This is a genomic window from Micromonospora sp. CA-246542 (assembly GCF_050942905.1).
Taxonomy (GTDB): domain Bacteria; phylum Actinomycetota; class Actinomycetes; order Mycobacteriales; family Micromonosporaceae; genus Micromonospora.
The window spans coordinates 3,901,873-3,915,988 of the sequence record NZ_CP192040.1 but is presented as its reverse complement, the minus strand read 5'-3'; the positions used below and the strand labels follow the sequence as shown (position 1 = coordinate 3,915,988).

Genomic DNA, 14,116 nt, shown 5'->3' with positions numbered 1-14,116 from the left:
CACGTGGCACAACGCGCCTAGGCTCGGCGGGACCCCGGACCCCTCCCCGAGGACGTGCGCCGCCATGCCGAGCGAGCCCCGACCCGACCGCACGGCCACCTCGGTCGGCCCGCCGCCGCCCGAGGTGGTCACGGTGGGCGAGACCATGGTGATGCTGTGCCCGCCCGCGGGTGAGCCGCTGGAGCACGCCGAACGCGTCACGGTCTCGGTCGGCGGCGCGGAGTCCAACGTGGCCGGCTACCTGGCCCGGCTCGGCCACCGGGCGACCTGGGTGGGCCGGGTCGGCGACGACCCCTTCGGCCGGCTCGTCGTACGGCACGTCGCCGATACCGGCGTCGACGTCGACCTGGTGGCGGTGGACCCGGCCGCGCCCACCGGCCTCTACGCCAAGGACCCCGGCCCCACGGCCACCTCCGTGCACTACTACCGGGCCGGCTCGGCCGCGTCCCGAATGGACGGCGACACGCTGGCCGACCCACGGCTGGCCGGCGCACGGGTGCTGCACCTGTCCGGGATCACCCCGGCGCTCTCCGCCTCCTGCCGGGCGCTGGTCGAGCGCGCGGTGACCGACCGGCCACTACCGGGCGCGCTGGTCAGCTTCGACGTCAACCACCGGGCCCGGCTCTGGCCCGCCGAACGGGCCGCGCCCGTGCTGCGCGACCTCGCCGACCGCAGCGACCTGGTCTTCGTCGGGCAGGACGAGGCGTACACCCTCTGGGGCACGAGCGATCCGGCCGCCGTACGCCGACTGCTGCCCCGCCCCCAGGCGGTGGTCGTGAAGGACGGCGCGGTCTGTGCCACCGTCCTGTTCCGTGACGCCGAGCCGGTCGTCGTCCCGGCCCCCCGCGTGTCGGTGGTGGAGCCGGTGGGCGCGGGTGACGCCTTCGCCGCCGGCTACCTGGCCGGACTGCTGCGCGACCTCGACCCGACGCGACGGCTGCGCCTCGGTCACCTCGTCGCCGCGCAGGCGCTGGGAAGCACCGGTGACGACGCGCCGCTGCCGCCGTGGTCGTGGTTCGAGCGGCTGATCGACGGTCCCTGGTCGCCACCCGACCTGACCGCCGCCCGAGCAGGGGGCTGAGCGGTGTCCGAGGGCGTCGACCGGGCGATGCGCGTGCTCGAACTCCTGGCCCGCGAGCCGGCGCAGCTCGGCGGCGTGGCCACCCACCTGGGCGTGCACAAGTCCACCGCGCTGCGGCTGCTGCAGACGCTCGAGGCGGGTGGCTTCGCGCGCCGCGCCAACGGCGGCTGGACGGTGGGTCTGCGGCTGATCGACCTCGCCCAGCAGGCCCTGGACTCGCTGGACGTCCGCGCGGTGGCCCGCCCCCACCTGGCGGCGCTGGGCCGCGACTGCGGGCACACCATCCACCTCGCGCAGGTGGTCGACGACGACCTCGTCTACGTCGACAAGATCGAGGCCCGGGGCCAGGTCCGCATGTACTCCCGGATCGGCCGCACCGCGCCGCTGCACGCCAGCGGGGTGGGCAAGGTGGTGCTGGCGTACGGTCCGGCGTCCCGGGTGTCCCAGCTGGCCGACGGCGGCACGCTGCCGGCGTACACCCCGGTCACCATCTGCGACCCGGCGGCGCTGCGCACGGAGCTGGCGGCCGTCGCCGCGCGGGGCTGGGCCGCCGACGACGGCGAGTTCGAGCCGCTGATCAACTGTGTGGCCGCGCCGGTCCGACAGGCCGACGGCGCGGTCACGGCCGCGGTGTCGGTGACCGCGCCGACGGTCGTGGCCACCCTCGCCGACCTGCGCGCCCTACTACCCCGACTGCTGGCCACCACCCAGCAGATCTCCCGCGACCTCGGATGGAGTGGACCATGACCACAACGGACTTCGCGCACCTCTTCGGCGGCGCCCGGGTGATGGCGATCCTGCGCGGCCTGCCGGTCGCCGAGACGGTCCGGCTCGCCGAGCGCGCCTGGGACCTCGGCATCGAGGTGGTGGAGGTGCCGGTCGCCACCGCCGACGCGGTGCCCGCCCTGCGCGCCGCCGTCGAGGCGGGCGCGGCACGGGGCCGGATCGTCGGCGCCGGCACGGTGCTCGACGACGAGACGGTCGCGGCGGCCGCCGACGCGGGCGCCGCGTTCACCGTCGCGCCCGGCCTGGACCTCGCGGTGGCCGACGCCGCCGCCGCGCGCGGTCTGCCGCACCTGCCCGGCGTCGCCACCCCCACCGAGGCGCAGGCGGCGCTGCGGCACGGCCTCACCTGGCTCAAGGCGTTTCCCGCGATCTCCCTCGGGCCGGCCTGGTTCAAGGCCATCGCCGGCCCCTTTCCGCAGCTCCGCTTCGTCGCGACAGGCGGCCTGGACGCCACGAACGCCGCCGCGTTCCTGGACGCCGGCGTGCGCGTGGTAGCCGTCGGCTCAGCCCTGACCGACCCCACCCAACTAGACGAGCTAGCCAAACTAACCACCCAAGCCTGACCCCCCGCCCCCGCCCCCGCGCCCCCTCCACGCGGCGATCTTGCAGTTTCTGTCCCGACGAAAGCCGTGAATCGGGGCGCATCGGCGACAGTAAGTGCAAGATCGGCGCGGGGGAGGGGCGGGGACGGGGGGCGGGTCGGGGGGGCGGGTCGGGGGTGGCGGGTTTGTGCCATGGCGTGAACGCGCCGGGGGTCGGCGGGGTGGGACAGCGGGGCGTTGCCTTGATGCTGTGCTGCGTACCGCTCCTCGACACAAAGAGGTCATCGTGGCTCTGTCTCCCAGGCGTCGCCGATCCGGGCTGATCGCCCTCGGTACCGCCCTCGCTCTGACCGCCGGGTTCACCCCACCCGGCACGGGGGCGTCCGCCGCCCCGCCCGGCAATCCCACCCGCCCGACCGGCCAGCCGCCCGCGGCCCCGGGCCGGGCGTCCACCGTCACCCTGATCACCGGGGACCTCGTCACGGTCACCACGGCGGCCGACGGCAGCACCGTCACGGCCGTTCGCCGGCCCGACGGCAGCACGCCGACCTTCCACCGCACCGTGCTCGACGGCGACACCTACGTCTACCCGGACGCCGCGCTGCCGTACGTCACGAGCGACCTGGTCGACAAGAGGCTGTTCAACGTCACCGACCTGATCGCCGACGGGTACGACGACGCGCACACGAACGCGCTGCCGCTGATCGTCACCCTGACCGACGCCGCGGCCCGCGCCCGTACCCGCCCCACTGTGGACGGCTCCGAGCTGGTGCGGCCCCTGGACAGCGTGCGGGGCGCGGCACTGAACCGCCCGCGCGAGAGCGCCGAGAAGTTCTGGGGCGCGCTGACCGCCGGCACGGCCCGCCGGACCGGCGACACGCCGACGCTCGCGAGCGGTATCGCCAAGGTCTGGCTGGATGGCCGGGTCCGGGCAGACCTCGCCGAGTCGACCGCGCAGATCGGCGCGCCGAAGGTGTGGGCCGAGGGCAACACCGCCGCTGGTGTGGACGTCGCCGTCCTCGACACGGGTGCGGACGCCGAGCACCCGGACCTCGCCGACCAGATCGCCGCGTCCAGCAGCTTCGTGCCGGACGAGCCCGACATCCTCGACTACCAGGGGCACGGCACGCACACCGCCTCGACGATCGCCGGCACCGGTGCCGCGTCCGGGGGCGTCGAGCGGGGTGTCGCCCCCGGCGCGCGGCTGCACGTCGGCAAGGTGCTCAACAGCGAGGGCGGCGGGCAGGACTCGTGGATCATCGCCGGCATGGAGTGGGCGGCCCGGGAGCAGAAGGCCCGGATCATCAGCATGAGCCTGGGTGGTGAGTCCACCGACGGCAGCGACCCGCTGAGCCAGGCCGTCGACCGGCTCAGCGCCGAGACCGGCGCGCTCTTCGTGGTCGCCGCCGGCAACAGCGGCCCGGCGACCATCGGCAGCCCCGGCGCGGCGAACTCCGCGCTCACCGTGGGCGCCGTCGACTCGACCGACCACCTCGCCGACTTCTCCAGCCAGGGCCCGCGCGCGGGCGACGGTGGCCTCAAACCCGAGATCACCGCACCCGGCGTGGACATCCTGGCCGCGCGTTCGCACCTGGTGCGCGGCGGCTCCGGGGACTACACGCTGATGAGCGGCACCTCGATGGCGACTCCGCACGTGGCCGGCACGGCCGCGCTGGTCGCCGCCGCGCACCCCGACTGGACCGGGCAGCGCATCAAGGAGGCGCTGGTCAGCACCGTCAAGGCCACCCCGGACTACACCCCGTACCAGGCCGGTGCCGGGCGGGTGGACGCGGTCGCCGCCGTGCACGCCACCGTCTTCGCCACCCCGAGCGCCTACTCCGGCTTCCAGGGCTGGCCGCAGCAGCCGGGTACGACGGTCGACCGGACGGTCACCTACACCAACGTCGGCAGCGCGCCGGTCACCCTGAAGCTCGCCCTCGACGCGCCGAGCGCCCCGGCCGGTCTCTTCGCGCTCTCCGCCGACACGGTGACCGTGCCCGCGAACGGCACGGCCACCGTCACCCTGACCGCCGCGTACGACAAGCTTCCGGTCGAAAAGCAGGTCAGCGGCATGATCATCGCCACCGACGCCGCCGGTACGGTCCGCGGTCGCACCCTGATCGGGGCGAGCCGGGAGGGTCAGCGGCAGAACCTGACGCTGGTCGCGAAGGACCGGGACGGCAAGCCGCTCGCCGGCAAGGTCCTGCTCACCACCGACGGCCTGTTCAGCGCCGTCGACCTGCCCGAGAGCGGCACCGCGACGCTGCGGCTGCCGGTGGCGAGCTGGTCCGGTTGGATCACCGCCGACGTGCGCGGTGCGCACGGGCCGCGCTCCAAGGGCATGGCGATGCTCAGCTTCGTCGACGTCGACCTGAGCGCCGACCGCACCGTCGTCCTCGACGCGCGCAAGGCCCGGCAGGTACGCGCCGAGGTGCCGCAGGAGGCCACCGCCACCTCGCTGCGGATGGACATCCACCGCTCCACCGGCGACAGTCTCACCGAGAGCCAGGTGCTGCCCGACGACTCGTACGACAGCATGTGGGCGCTGCCGACGGGCCGTGCGGTCACCGACGGCGAGTTCGAGTTCGGCGCGCGGTGGCGGCTGGAACAGCCGGCGCTGACCGTGGCGGCCGGCGGCCGGTCGTACGACGATCTGCGGGTGAAGCGCTCGACCCCGGCGTTGCCGGAGGGTCGTCGCCAGCTCGACGCGGTCTACGTCGCCGACGCGTCCGCGAAGGAGCTGGCGAAGCGGCCGGTCCGGGACCGGGCGGTGGTGGTCCGGCGCAGTGACACCGTGGACGTCGCCACCCAGGCGCAGGCCGCCGCGGCGGCCGGGGCGAAGCTGCTGCTGGTGGTCAACGACGGCGTCGGCCGGCTCCAGCCGTGGGACGAGGCGATGTGGGGCCCGGAGAGCCCGGCCCCTCCGCTGACCGTGGCGAGCCTCAGCGCCGACGAGGGTGACCAGCTCGTCGCGGCGTTGGAGCGAGGCCCGGTGCGGCTGACCGTCGAGTCGCACCCGGAGACGACCTACCTGTACGACGTGGTCCACCACTGGAGCGGCGCGGTGCCGGTCGACCCGACCTACCGGTTCACGAAGCGGCAACTGGCCCGGGTGGACGTGGAGTTCCGCAACTACCGGCAGGGCCGGGCGCTGGAGTTCCGCACCGACATCTGGAAGGGCTTCGCGTCCGGCAACCAGGAGATCGCACCGGCGCAGGGCCGGCGCACCGACTGGGTGAGCGCCGACCAGCGCTGGCTCGACGACGCCTTCATCCCCGGGGAGACCGGGCAGCACCCGATGGCGGTGGAAACCTACGCGGCGAACAAGCCGAGCACGGTCACCTGGTTCGGGCCCATCCAGCGCCCCCGCATGGGTGGGAGCTACGTTCCCGTGCGCTACCTGGACACCGTCTACCTGCCCGCGCCGGGGTGGGGCGACGGCGGCGGGCACGTCGGTGAGGCGTACGCCAACTTCGACATGGTCAACCGGACCACCCTCTACCAGGGGGACAAGGAGCTGAACTGGGGTAACGCCGAGTACCTCCAGGTGGGCGGCCTGTCCGCGCAGCGGCTGCCGTACCGCCTGTTGGTGGAGAACGACCGGGCGGCCTGGACCAACCCGTACTCCCGGCAGACCCGCACCGAGTGGGGCTTCAGCTCGGCGGCCACCGGCGCGGAGTCGGCCGAGGTGCTGCCGATGATCCAGCTCGACTACGAGGTGGCCATCGACCGCGACGGCACGGCGTCCCGGCGGGCGCCGCTCACCGTGGTCGCCTCCCACCTGGCCGGCGTCTCGGCCACGGTGGGTCCGGTCACCGTCGAGGTGTCCTACGACGACGGCAGGACGTGGCAGAAGCCACGGCTCACCCGGCACGGTGACGGCTGGCGTACGGCGCTGGACGCGCCGGCGAAGGCCAGTTTCGTGAGCCTGCGGACGACCGCGCGGGACACGGCCGGCAACACCGTGAGCCAGAGCATCACGAGGGCGTTCGGCCTGCGGTAGTGCCGGACCGGCCGCCGGTTGGGGTGCGCACGCATCCCGACCGGCGGCCGTCGCCGTGGTGGGCTCAGCCGGCGTCGTCGTGGGCTCGGCCGTCGGCGAGGCCGACGCGCTCGGGCCGGTCGAGGAAGTGCAGCCGCGCCTGCTTCTCCGGCAGCTCGATCACCGGGCCGGCGCGGAACCCGCTGCGCCGCAGCCGCCGGAGCATCCGGTCGTTGCGCACGTCGGGCTCCATGACGACCCGCAGCCGCCCCGGGTCGGCGAAGACGAAGTTCAGGATCGTCCCGAACAGCGCGCCGGTGAAACCGGGCTCGGCGCTCAGCGGGGGCCCGATGAGCAGGTGGACGCCCACGTCGCCGGGACGTACCTCGTAGCAGTCGCCGACCGGGTCGGCCCCGGGCTCGTACGTCTGCGCCAGCGCCGCCGGCACACCGTCGCGGTGCACCAGGTACGCGTGGTGGGTGGTCAGCGAATCCAGGTACGCGTAGATCTCGCGCACCCGCTCGCGGCTGGCGTCGCGCATCCCCCAGAACCGGGCCCGGTCGGTCGTGACCCAACCGTGCAGCAGGTCGGCGTCGTCGTCGGGGCGCACCGGCCGGATGGTGACCACACCGAATCCCGGGACGTCGCGTCGGTAGTGCTGTCGGTCAGTACTCATCCGGCTCCTCGGTGAGGCGGTCCCAGTCGGTCGTCACCGGCAGCAGCTCACCGGCCAGCCACGCGGACCGCTGGTCGTCGTGGTGCTCGTCGCCCGGCACCCCGCTGGCGCCGGACGGGACCACCCATCGGCTGTCCTCCCGCCGGGCCAGGTCCCAGACGTACCGTGCGGCCGGCCCCCGGAAGCATCCGTGGGTGACCCCGGGCACGCTCGACGTGGCCAGCACGCAGTCGTGGTCGCCGTCGAGGCGGGGGCCGGGCGCGGCGTCCGGGTCGGGCAGCGCCCGCCAGGTCGTCAGCCGGTGCAGGTCACCCCAGCTCACCGTGCCGTCCGTCGCGGCGGCGACCTCCTCGGCCGCCGCCCGCACCACCGCCGCGACGTCGAGGCCGGGCAGCGGGACCGCGCCGAGCAGGTGCTCCAGCGCGTAACCGACCCGCGGCGTCAGCGCCAACCAGGGCGCGAACACCTCGGGGTACGCGGGCGGCTCGGCCAGCGCGGCCAGGGCCGGGTGGTCGGCGATCCGGCGTACGACGGCGGCGCGCAGGAGAGCGAAGTCGGCGGCGTCGACGCTGTCGGCGTGCATCCGCCGGTCCCACCGCAGCAGCCGGTCGCGCAGGGCGACGGCGGCCGGACCGAGCCCGGTCACCGCGTCGAGGACACCCAGCAGCGCCCCGGCGGAACCGAGGTACGTGTCGGTGTGGATCGCCGTCATGTCTACGGCGGTAAAGTCGCGGCCGACGTCGAGCAGGTCGGCGATCCGGCGCGCGCGGTGCGGTGGGGCGAACTCGACGCCGAGCGGCGCGGACAGCCCGCGTTCGTTGGCCATCACCGCCCGGTCGGTCACCTCGGCCCGGGGCATCGGCGCGTACCATCCCCGCCAGGCGTACGCGGCTTCCCACGCCGGAACCGGCCGTCGGCCGTTGTCCGGGTGCCGTACGGGCACCATCCCCGCGACCCGGTGCAGCAGACCACCGGCGGAGTCGGCCGCCTGCACGACGTTGACGGGCTCCACCCAGTGCCGCAGGGCGTTGTCCACGTCGGACACCCTACGGGCCCGCAGCAGCTCCGGTATCGCCGCGAAGCCCAGCTCGCCGGTGACCCGGGGCGGATAGCGCAGGCTCAGCGCCGTCTCGTCGTCCGGCCCGCCGGCGATCACCGGGCCCCGGTCGGTCTCCACCACCTCCACCTCGACCGGGTCGGCTCCGGCCACCTCGATCGTCTCGACGTGGACGGACGCCTCCCGCCAGCCGTCCGTGCCGAGCGCCCGTACCCCCGTGTCGTGCCGGCGCAGCCGTTCGACGTAGACGTCCTGGTAGTCGGCCATCGCGTTGGTGATCGCCCACGCCACCGGGCCGGCGTGGCCGAAGTGTGCGATGCCCGGCACGCCGGGCACGGCCAGGCCGACCACGTCGTACTCCGGGCAGGCCAGCCGGATCTGCTGGTAGACGCCCGGGTCCTCGAGGATCCGGTGCGGGTCGCCGGCCAGCAGCGCCGCGCCGCTGGCCGTGCGGGAACCGGCGAGCAACCATCCGTTGCTGCCGGCGACGGCCGGCCCGTCGGTGGCGAACGCCTCGGCCGCCGCCGGGCCGAGACACCGCGCGACGTGCTCGCGCCAGAGCTTGCCCGGGAACCCCGCGAACAGGATGTGATGCCCCAGCCACACCGCGAGCGGCGTCCACGGCTCCCACCGGCCCGGGGCGAGCCCGACGGCGGCGAACTCCGGCGCGCGGGCTGCCCCGGCGGCGAGGCCGGCGTTCACCCCGGTCACGTACGCGCCCACCCACTCGGCGGTCGACGCGTCCAGGTTGGCGTGAGCGCGGCGGGCGGTGTCGTCGAGTCGTACCTGCCGGGCGAAACGGTCCCAGCCGAGCGCGTCGACGCCGAGGAAGGCGGCGCTGGTGCCCTGCGACCGGTGCCGCTCGACCTCGATCTGCCACGCCCGGTCGTACGCGGTCACCCGACCCTGCGCTGCCGCGAGGGCGAGCGGGTCGTCGGCGCGGACGTGCGGCACGCCCCACGGGTCGCGGAACAGTCGTGCCGTCATGCCGGTTCGGCCGTGCGTCGGCGGGCGGCCGGTACGACCAACGGGGTGCCGGTCTCCGGGTCGTCGATCACCCGGCAGGGCAGCCCGAACACCTCGGCCACCAGGTCGGCGGTCACCACCTCGCGCGGGTCGCCGGCGGCCACCACCCGACCGTCGCGCATGGCGATGAGGTGGGTGGCGTACCGGGCGGCGTGGTTGAGGTCGTGCAGCACCGCGACCAGCGTACGGCCCTGCTCCTCGTGCAGCCGGGCACACAGGTCCAGGATGTCGATCTGGTGGGCGATGTCGAGGTAGGTCGTCGGCTCGTCGAGGAGCAGCAGTGGCGTCTGCTGCGCCAGCGCCATCGCGATCCACACGCGCTGCCGTTGGCCGCCGGACAGCTCGTCCACCGGCCGGTCGGCGAGGTCGGCGACCCCGGTCGCGGCCATCGACTCGTCGACGATCCGCTCGTCCTCGCGCGACCACTGCCGCAGCAGTCCCTGGTGCGGGTAGCGACCCCGGGCGACCAGCTCGGCGACGCCGATCCCGTCCGGCGCGATCGACGTCTGTGGCAGCAGGCCGAGGGTCCGGGCGACCTTGCGGGCGGGCTGGTCGTGGATGTCCCGACCGTCCAGCAGCACCGTGCCCGCGCTCGGGCGCAGCATCCGCGACAGCGCGCGCAGCAGCGTCGACTTGCCGCACGCGTTCGGTCCGATGATCACCGTGAACGACCCGTCGGGCACCGCCACGGTGAGGTTCTCGGAGATGGTGCGCCGGTCGTAGGCGAGGGTCAGCGCGCTGCCGCCAAGGCGGGACGTCATGGGTGCTCCTTGTCCAGGGGTGGTCACAGCCGGCCCGCCCGGCGTTCGACGGCCAGCAGCCAGACCAGGTAGCCGCCGCCGAGCACGCCGGTGACGACGCCGACCGGAAGCTGATGCCCGGCGAACGCGCGCTGGGCCACCAGGTCGGCGCCGACCAGCAGGGCCGCGCCGACCGCCATCGAGGGCAGCAGGTTCGGCCCGGGCGCGCGGGTCAGCCGCTTGGCGACGTGCGGCGCGACGAGCGCCACGAACGACACCGGGCCGGCCGCCGCCGCCGCGAACGACACGAGCAGCACCGCCGCGGTGAGCAGCGTCAGGCGCATCCGGCGTACCGGCACGCCGAGCGCGCTGGCCGTGTCGTCGCCCAGTTCCATCATCCGCAGCGCCGGCGCGCAACCGACGAGCACCAGCGGCGTGAGCACGGCGGTGACGGCCAACAGCGGCCCGGCGTTGGCCCAACCCCGTCCGTCCAGGCTGCCGGTGAGCCACAGCACCGCGCGGGCGGCGTCCATCAGCGGGGCGCGGGTCAGCAGGTAGCCGTTGACGCCGGTGAGGATCGCCGCGACGCCGATGCCGACCAGGACGAGGCGGTAGCCGTGCACGCCCCGCCGCCACGCGAGCGCGTAGATCAGCAGGCCGGTGGCGAGCCCACCGACGACCGCCGCGCCGGCCAGGGCCAGGCTGCCGCCGCCCACGACGACCACCACCAGCGCGCCGGTCGACGCGCCCTGGGTGAAGCCCAGGATGTCCGGGCTGCCCAGCGGGTTGCGGACCAGCGACTGGAACAGCGTGCCACCCAGCGCCAACGCGGCGCCGACCAGCAGGGCCGTGACCAACCGGGGCAGCCGCAGCTCGGTCACGATGAACTGCTCCGCCACGCTGCCGCCGCCGGTCAGGGCGCGCAGCACGTCGGTCGGGCCCATCGGGTAGTCGCCGCTGCCCATCGCGACCAGCGAGAGCCCGGCGGCGAGCAGCGTCGCGCCGAGACCGACGGCCAGGGCCCGGGGGCGGAACCGCACCGACAACCCACCGGGGGTACGGATGACCGCGCTCACGGGGCAGCCACCCGTGAGCGGCTGACCAGCCAGAGAAACAGCGGGCCGCCCAGCACGGCGGTGACCATGCCGACCTGGAGTTCACCCGGGCGGCCGAGCACCCGGCCCAGCACGTCGGCGCCGAGCAGCAGGACCGGCGCGAGCACCGCGCAGTACGGCAGCAGCCAGCGCAGGTCGGGCCCGGTGAGCGCGCGTACCAGGTGCGGCACGAGCAGGCCGACGAAGACGATGGGACCGCAGGCGGCGGTCGCCGCGCCGCAGAGCAGGGTGACCGCGACGATCACGGCGGCCCGGATCACGGCCGGTCGGGCGCCCAGCGCCCGGGCCGCGTCGTCGCCGAGCGCGAGGGCGTTCAGCGGACGGGCGGCGCCGAGGGCGACCAGCAGGCCGACCAGGATGAACGGCGTCACGCGGGCCACCGTCGCCGCGTCCGCGCTGGCCAGCGAGCCGACCGTCCAGAACCGCAGCCGGTCCAGCGAGGCGGTGTCCAGCAGCATGACCGCGCTGACGAACGAGTAGAGGGTGGCGTTGAGCGCCGCGCCGGCCAGCGCGAGCCGGGCCGGGGTGGCGCCGCGCCCACCGCCGACGGCGTAGACCAGCGCGGTGACCAGGGCCGCGCCGAGCAGCGCGAACCAGACGTACCCGCCGATGGCCGTGACGCCCAGGAAGGCGGCGGCGGTGGCCACGGCGGCGGACGCTCCGGCGTTGATGCCGAGGAGCCCGGGGTCGGCGAGGGGATTGCGGGTGAGCGCCTGCATCACGGCGCCGGCCACGCCGAGCGCCGTACCGGCGAGCAGCCCGAGCAGGGTGCGGGGCAGGCGCATCCGGTGCACCACGGCGTACTCGGTGGCGTCGCGGTGCAGCAGCCCGGACCAGACGTCGGCGAGCGGCAGCGACTTCGCGCCGACCGCGATGCTGAGCACCAGGATCACGCCGAGCAGCGCCACGGCGGCGAGCAGGCCGGCGGCGCGGGTCGCCCGGCGTCGCTTGGGTGCGGGGGCCGTCGACACGTCCGGCACTGATGGTGTCGGACTGGTGACGGTGGGTGTGGCGTCCAGTGTGGGCTCCGGGGTGTGGCGACACGGCGAACCGCTGTTGACAACGAGCGAGGTTAGGCTAACCTAACCCCGCTGTCCCGGTCGACCCCGGCCATCCTTTGATCGAAAGACGACACCATGCCCGATGCACTGTCCGCCCGTCGCCTCTCCCGTCGTGGCCTGCTGGCCGCTGGCGGCGCCGCCACGCTGGCCGCGCTGCTCGCCGGCTGCGGCAAGGACGATTCCGCCAAACCCACGGGCAGCGACAACACCGCCGGCCCCTGGTCGTTCACCGACGACCGCACCAAGAAGGTCGAGGCGGCGGCTCGCCCGGCGCGCGTGGTGGCGTTCACCGGCGTGGCGGCGGCACTGGTCGATTTCGGTCTCGACAAGCAGCTCGTCGGCGTGTTCGGTGAGACCAAGCGCGCCGACGGCACGAAGGACCCGCAGGCCGGCGACCTGAACGTCGAGGCAGTCGAGATCCTCGGCAATGTGTGGGGCGAGTTCAGCCTGGAGAAGTACGCCGCCCTGCGCCCCGAGCTGCTGGTCACGCACATGTACGACCCCGACGCCCTCTGGTACGTGCCGGACGAGAGCAAGGACAAGATCCTGCCGCTCGCGCCCAGCGTGGCGATCACCACCGCGCGGGTGCCGATGACCAAGCCGATCGAGCGGTACGCCGCGCTCGCGCAGTCGCTCGGCGCCGACCTGTCCGCCAAGAAGGTCACCGACGCGAAGGCCCGCTTCGACGCCGCCGCCGACGCCGTCCGGCAGGCGGTCAAGGCCAACCCGGGCATCCGGGTGATGGCCTGCTCGGGCAGCCCCGACCTGTTCTACGTCTCCAACCCCAAGGTCAGCACCGACCTCATGTACTTCGCCGAGCTGGGTGTCGACATCGTGGTGCCGACCAAGCTCGAAGCCGGCGACTACTTCGAGGCCCTGAGCTGGGAGAACGCCGGCAAGTTCCCCGCCGACCTGATCCTGCTCGACAACCGCAGCACCGCCTTGCAGCCCAAGGACCTCGCCGCCAAGCCGACCTGGACGCAGCTTCCCGCCGTGCGGGCCAACCAGGTGACGCCGTGGGACGCGGTGCCCCGCTTCTCGTACGCCGGCGCCGCGCCGCTGCTGGAGAACCTCGCCACCGCCATCCGGAACGCGAAGAAGGTCGGCTGACGCCATGAGTACGAGCACCGTCGAACCCGTCGCCCTGCAGTACCGCTTCTTCGCCGCGCACGTGGTGCGGGCCCGTCAGGTGGGGGCCTCGCTGATCCGGGTCACCTTCGGCGGTGCGGAGCTGGTCGACTTCGCCGGCGGCGGCCGGGACCAGAGCGTCTCGCTGTTCCTGCCGCACCCGGGTCAGGACGCCCCGGTCGTCCCGGTCGAGCGCGGCGAGGACTGGTTCGGCGCGTGGCGGGCCCTCCCGCCGGACGTCCGCGCGGTCATGCGCTCGTACACCATCCGGGAGCACCGCCCGGCGGCCGGCGAGGTGGACATCGACTTCGTCGGCCACGGCGGCACCGGTCCCGCCTCGCGGTGGGCCAGCCTGGCGGTGTCCGGTGACCGGGTGCTGCTGCTCGGTCCGGCGGTCTACGACAACCGCAGCGTCTGTTTCCGGCCACCGGACGACACCGACCTCGTGGTGCTGGCCGCCGACGAGACCGCGCTGCCGGCCACCGCCGGGATCCTGGCCTGGCTGCCCGCCGGCACTCGCGTCCGCGCCTGGATCGAGGTCCCGGACGCGGCGGACATCACCGAGCTGCCCACCGACGCCGACGTCGAGATCCGCTGGATCGTGCGCGGCAGCACCGCGCCCGGGAGCAACCTGCTGGTCAGCGCGCTGCGCGCCGCCCGACTTCCGGCCGTCGCGCCGTACGCCTGGATCGCCGGCGAGTCCGGCGTGGTACGGGCGCTGCGCCGGCACCTGGTCGGCGAGCGCGGTTTCGACCGTCGACGGGTGACCTTCGCCGGCTACTGGCGGTGCGGCCTCTCCGAGGAGGACCTGCGCGCCGAGGCGCTGGCCGGCGCCACCGCCTGACCCGCAGTCCCACCAGAACGCAGCACGGCCCCCGGCGCGCCCACGCGCCGGGGAGGGTTCCGGCTGCCCATCGTCAGA

General features: G+C 74.5%; 11 protein-coding genes. 6 read left to right on the top strand and 5 right to left on the bottom strand.

The genetic code is table 11. The features are described 5' to 3' along the window. Nucleotides 1–64: 64 nt before the first annotated feature. The 4 genes from ACQP0N_RS18410 to ACQP0N_RS18395 all read left to right on the top strand — a co-directional run bounded on the left by ACQP0N_RS18410 (nucleotide 65) and on the right by ACQP0N_RS18395 (nucleotide 6,412). Entirely contained in the window at nucleotides 65–1,081 is a 1,017-nt protein-coding gene (locus tag ACQP0N_RS18410) for a sugar kinase (protein WP_433112061.1), read from the top strand. A 3-nt stretch (nucleotides 1,082–1,084) separates the two neighbouring features. Further along, complete coding sequence (locus tag ACQP0N_RS18405; protein ID WP_433112058.1) at nucleotides 1,085–1,828, top strand: IclR family transcriptional regulator; 744 nt, start codon at nucleotides 1,085–1,087, stop codon at nucleotides 1,826–1,828. After that, complete coding sequence (locus ACQP0N_RS18400) at nucleotides 1,825–2,430, top strand: bifunctional 4-hydroxy-2-oxoglutarate aldolase/2-dehydro-3-deoxy-phosphogluconate aldolase (RefSeq protein WP_433112055.1); 606 nt, start codon at nucleotides 1,825–1,827, stop codon at nucleotides 2,428–2,430. The genes ACQP0N_RS18405 and ACQP0N_RS18400 overlap by 4 nt, the downstream gene beginning before the upstream one ends. Before the next feature lie 265 nt (nucleotides 2,431–2,695). Beyond that, nucleotides 2,696–6,412 (top strand): S8 family serine peptidase, encoded by a 3,717-nt coding sequence (locus ACQP0N_RS18395; protein WP_433112052.1) that lies wholly within the window; start codon nucleotides 2,696–2,698, stop codon nucleotides 6,410–6,412. Nucleotides 6,413–6,476: 64 nt separating this feature from the next. Here ACQP0N_RS18395 and ACQP0N_RS18390 read toward each other — a convergent pair whose 3' ends face one another. The 5 genes from ACQP0N_RS18390 to ACQP0N_RS18370 are packed head-to-tail and all read right to left on the bottom strand — an operon-like array spanning nucleotide 6,477 to nucleotide 12,024. Continuing rightward, nucleotides 6,477–7,067, bottom strand: a complete 591-nt coding sequence (locus ACQP0N_RS18390; RefSeq protein ID WP_433112049.1) for a GNAT family N-acetyltransferase — start codon at nucleotides 7,065–7,067, stop codon at nucleotides 6,477–6,479. Next, nucleotides 7,057–9,111 (bottom strand): penicillin acylase family protein, encoded by a 2,055-nt coding sequence (locus tag ACQP0N_RS18385; protein WP_433112046.1) that lies wholly within the window; start codon nucleotides 9,109–9,111, stop codon nucleotides 7,057–7,059. Before ACQP0N_RS18385 ends, ACQP0N_RS18390 begins: the two co-directional genes overlap by 11 nt. Further along, nucleotides 9,108–9,911: an ABC transporter ATP-binding protein gene (locus tag ACQP0N_RS18380; RefSeq protein WP_357117854.1), complete on the bottom strand. Its 804-nt coding sequence runs from the start codon at nucleotides 9,909–9,911 to the stop codon at nucleotides 9,108–9,110. The genes ACQP0N_RS18385 and ACQP0N_RS18380 overlap by 4 nt, the downstream gene beginning before the upstream one ends. 23 nt (nucleotides 9,912–9,934) lie before the next feature. Next, nucleotides 9,935–10,966 (bottom strand): FecCD family ABC transporter permease, encoded by a 1,032-nt coding sequence (locus ACQP0N_RS18375; protein WP_433112043.1) that lies wholly within the window; start codon nucleotides 10,964–10,966, stop codon nucleotides 9,935–9,937. Next, nucleotides 10,963–12,024 (bottom strand): FecCD family ABC transporter permease, encoded by a 1,062-nt coding sequence (locus tag ACQP0N_RS18370; RefSeq protein ID WP_433121698.1) that lies wholly within the window; start codon nucleotides 12,022–12,024, stop codon nucleotides 10,963–10,965. The genes ACQP0N_RS18375 and ACQP0N_RS18370 overlap by 4 nt, the downstream gene beginning before the upstream one ends. 117 nt (nucleotides 12,025–12,141) lie before the next feature. On the opposite strand from ACQP0N_RS18370, the gene ACQP0N_RS18365 reads away from it, so the two are divergent. Together ACQP0N_RS18365 and ACQP0N_RS18360 are read left to right on the top strand one after the other, a co-directional pair. After that, complete coding sequence (locus tag ACQP0N_RS18365) at nucleotides 12,142–13,176, top strand: ABC transporter substrate-binding protein (RefSeq protein WP_433112040.1); 1,035 nt, start codon at nucleotides 12,142–12,144, stop codon at nucleotides 13,174–13,176. 4 nt (nucleotides 13,177–13,180) lie between these two features. Continuing rightward, entirely contained in the window at nucleotides 13,181–14,038 is an 858-nt protein-coding gene (locus ACQP0N_RS18360; RefSeq protein WP_433112037.1) for a siderophore-interacting protein, read from the top strand. The last annotated feature ends 78 nt before the right edge of the window (nucleotides 14,039–14,116 follow it).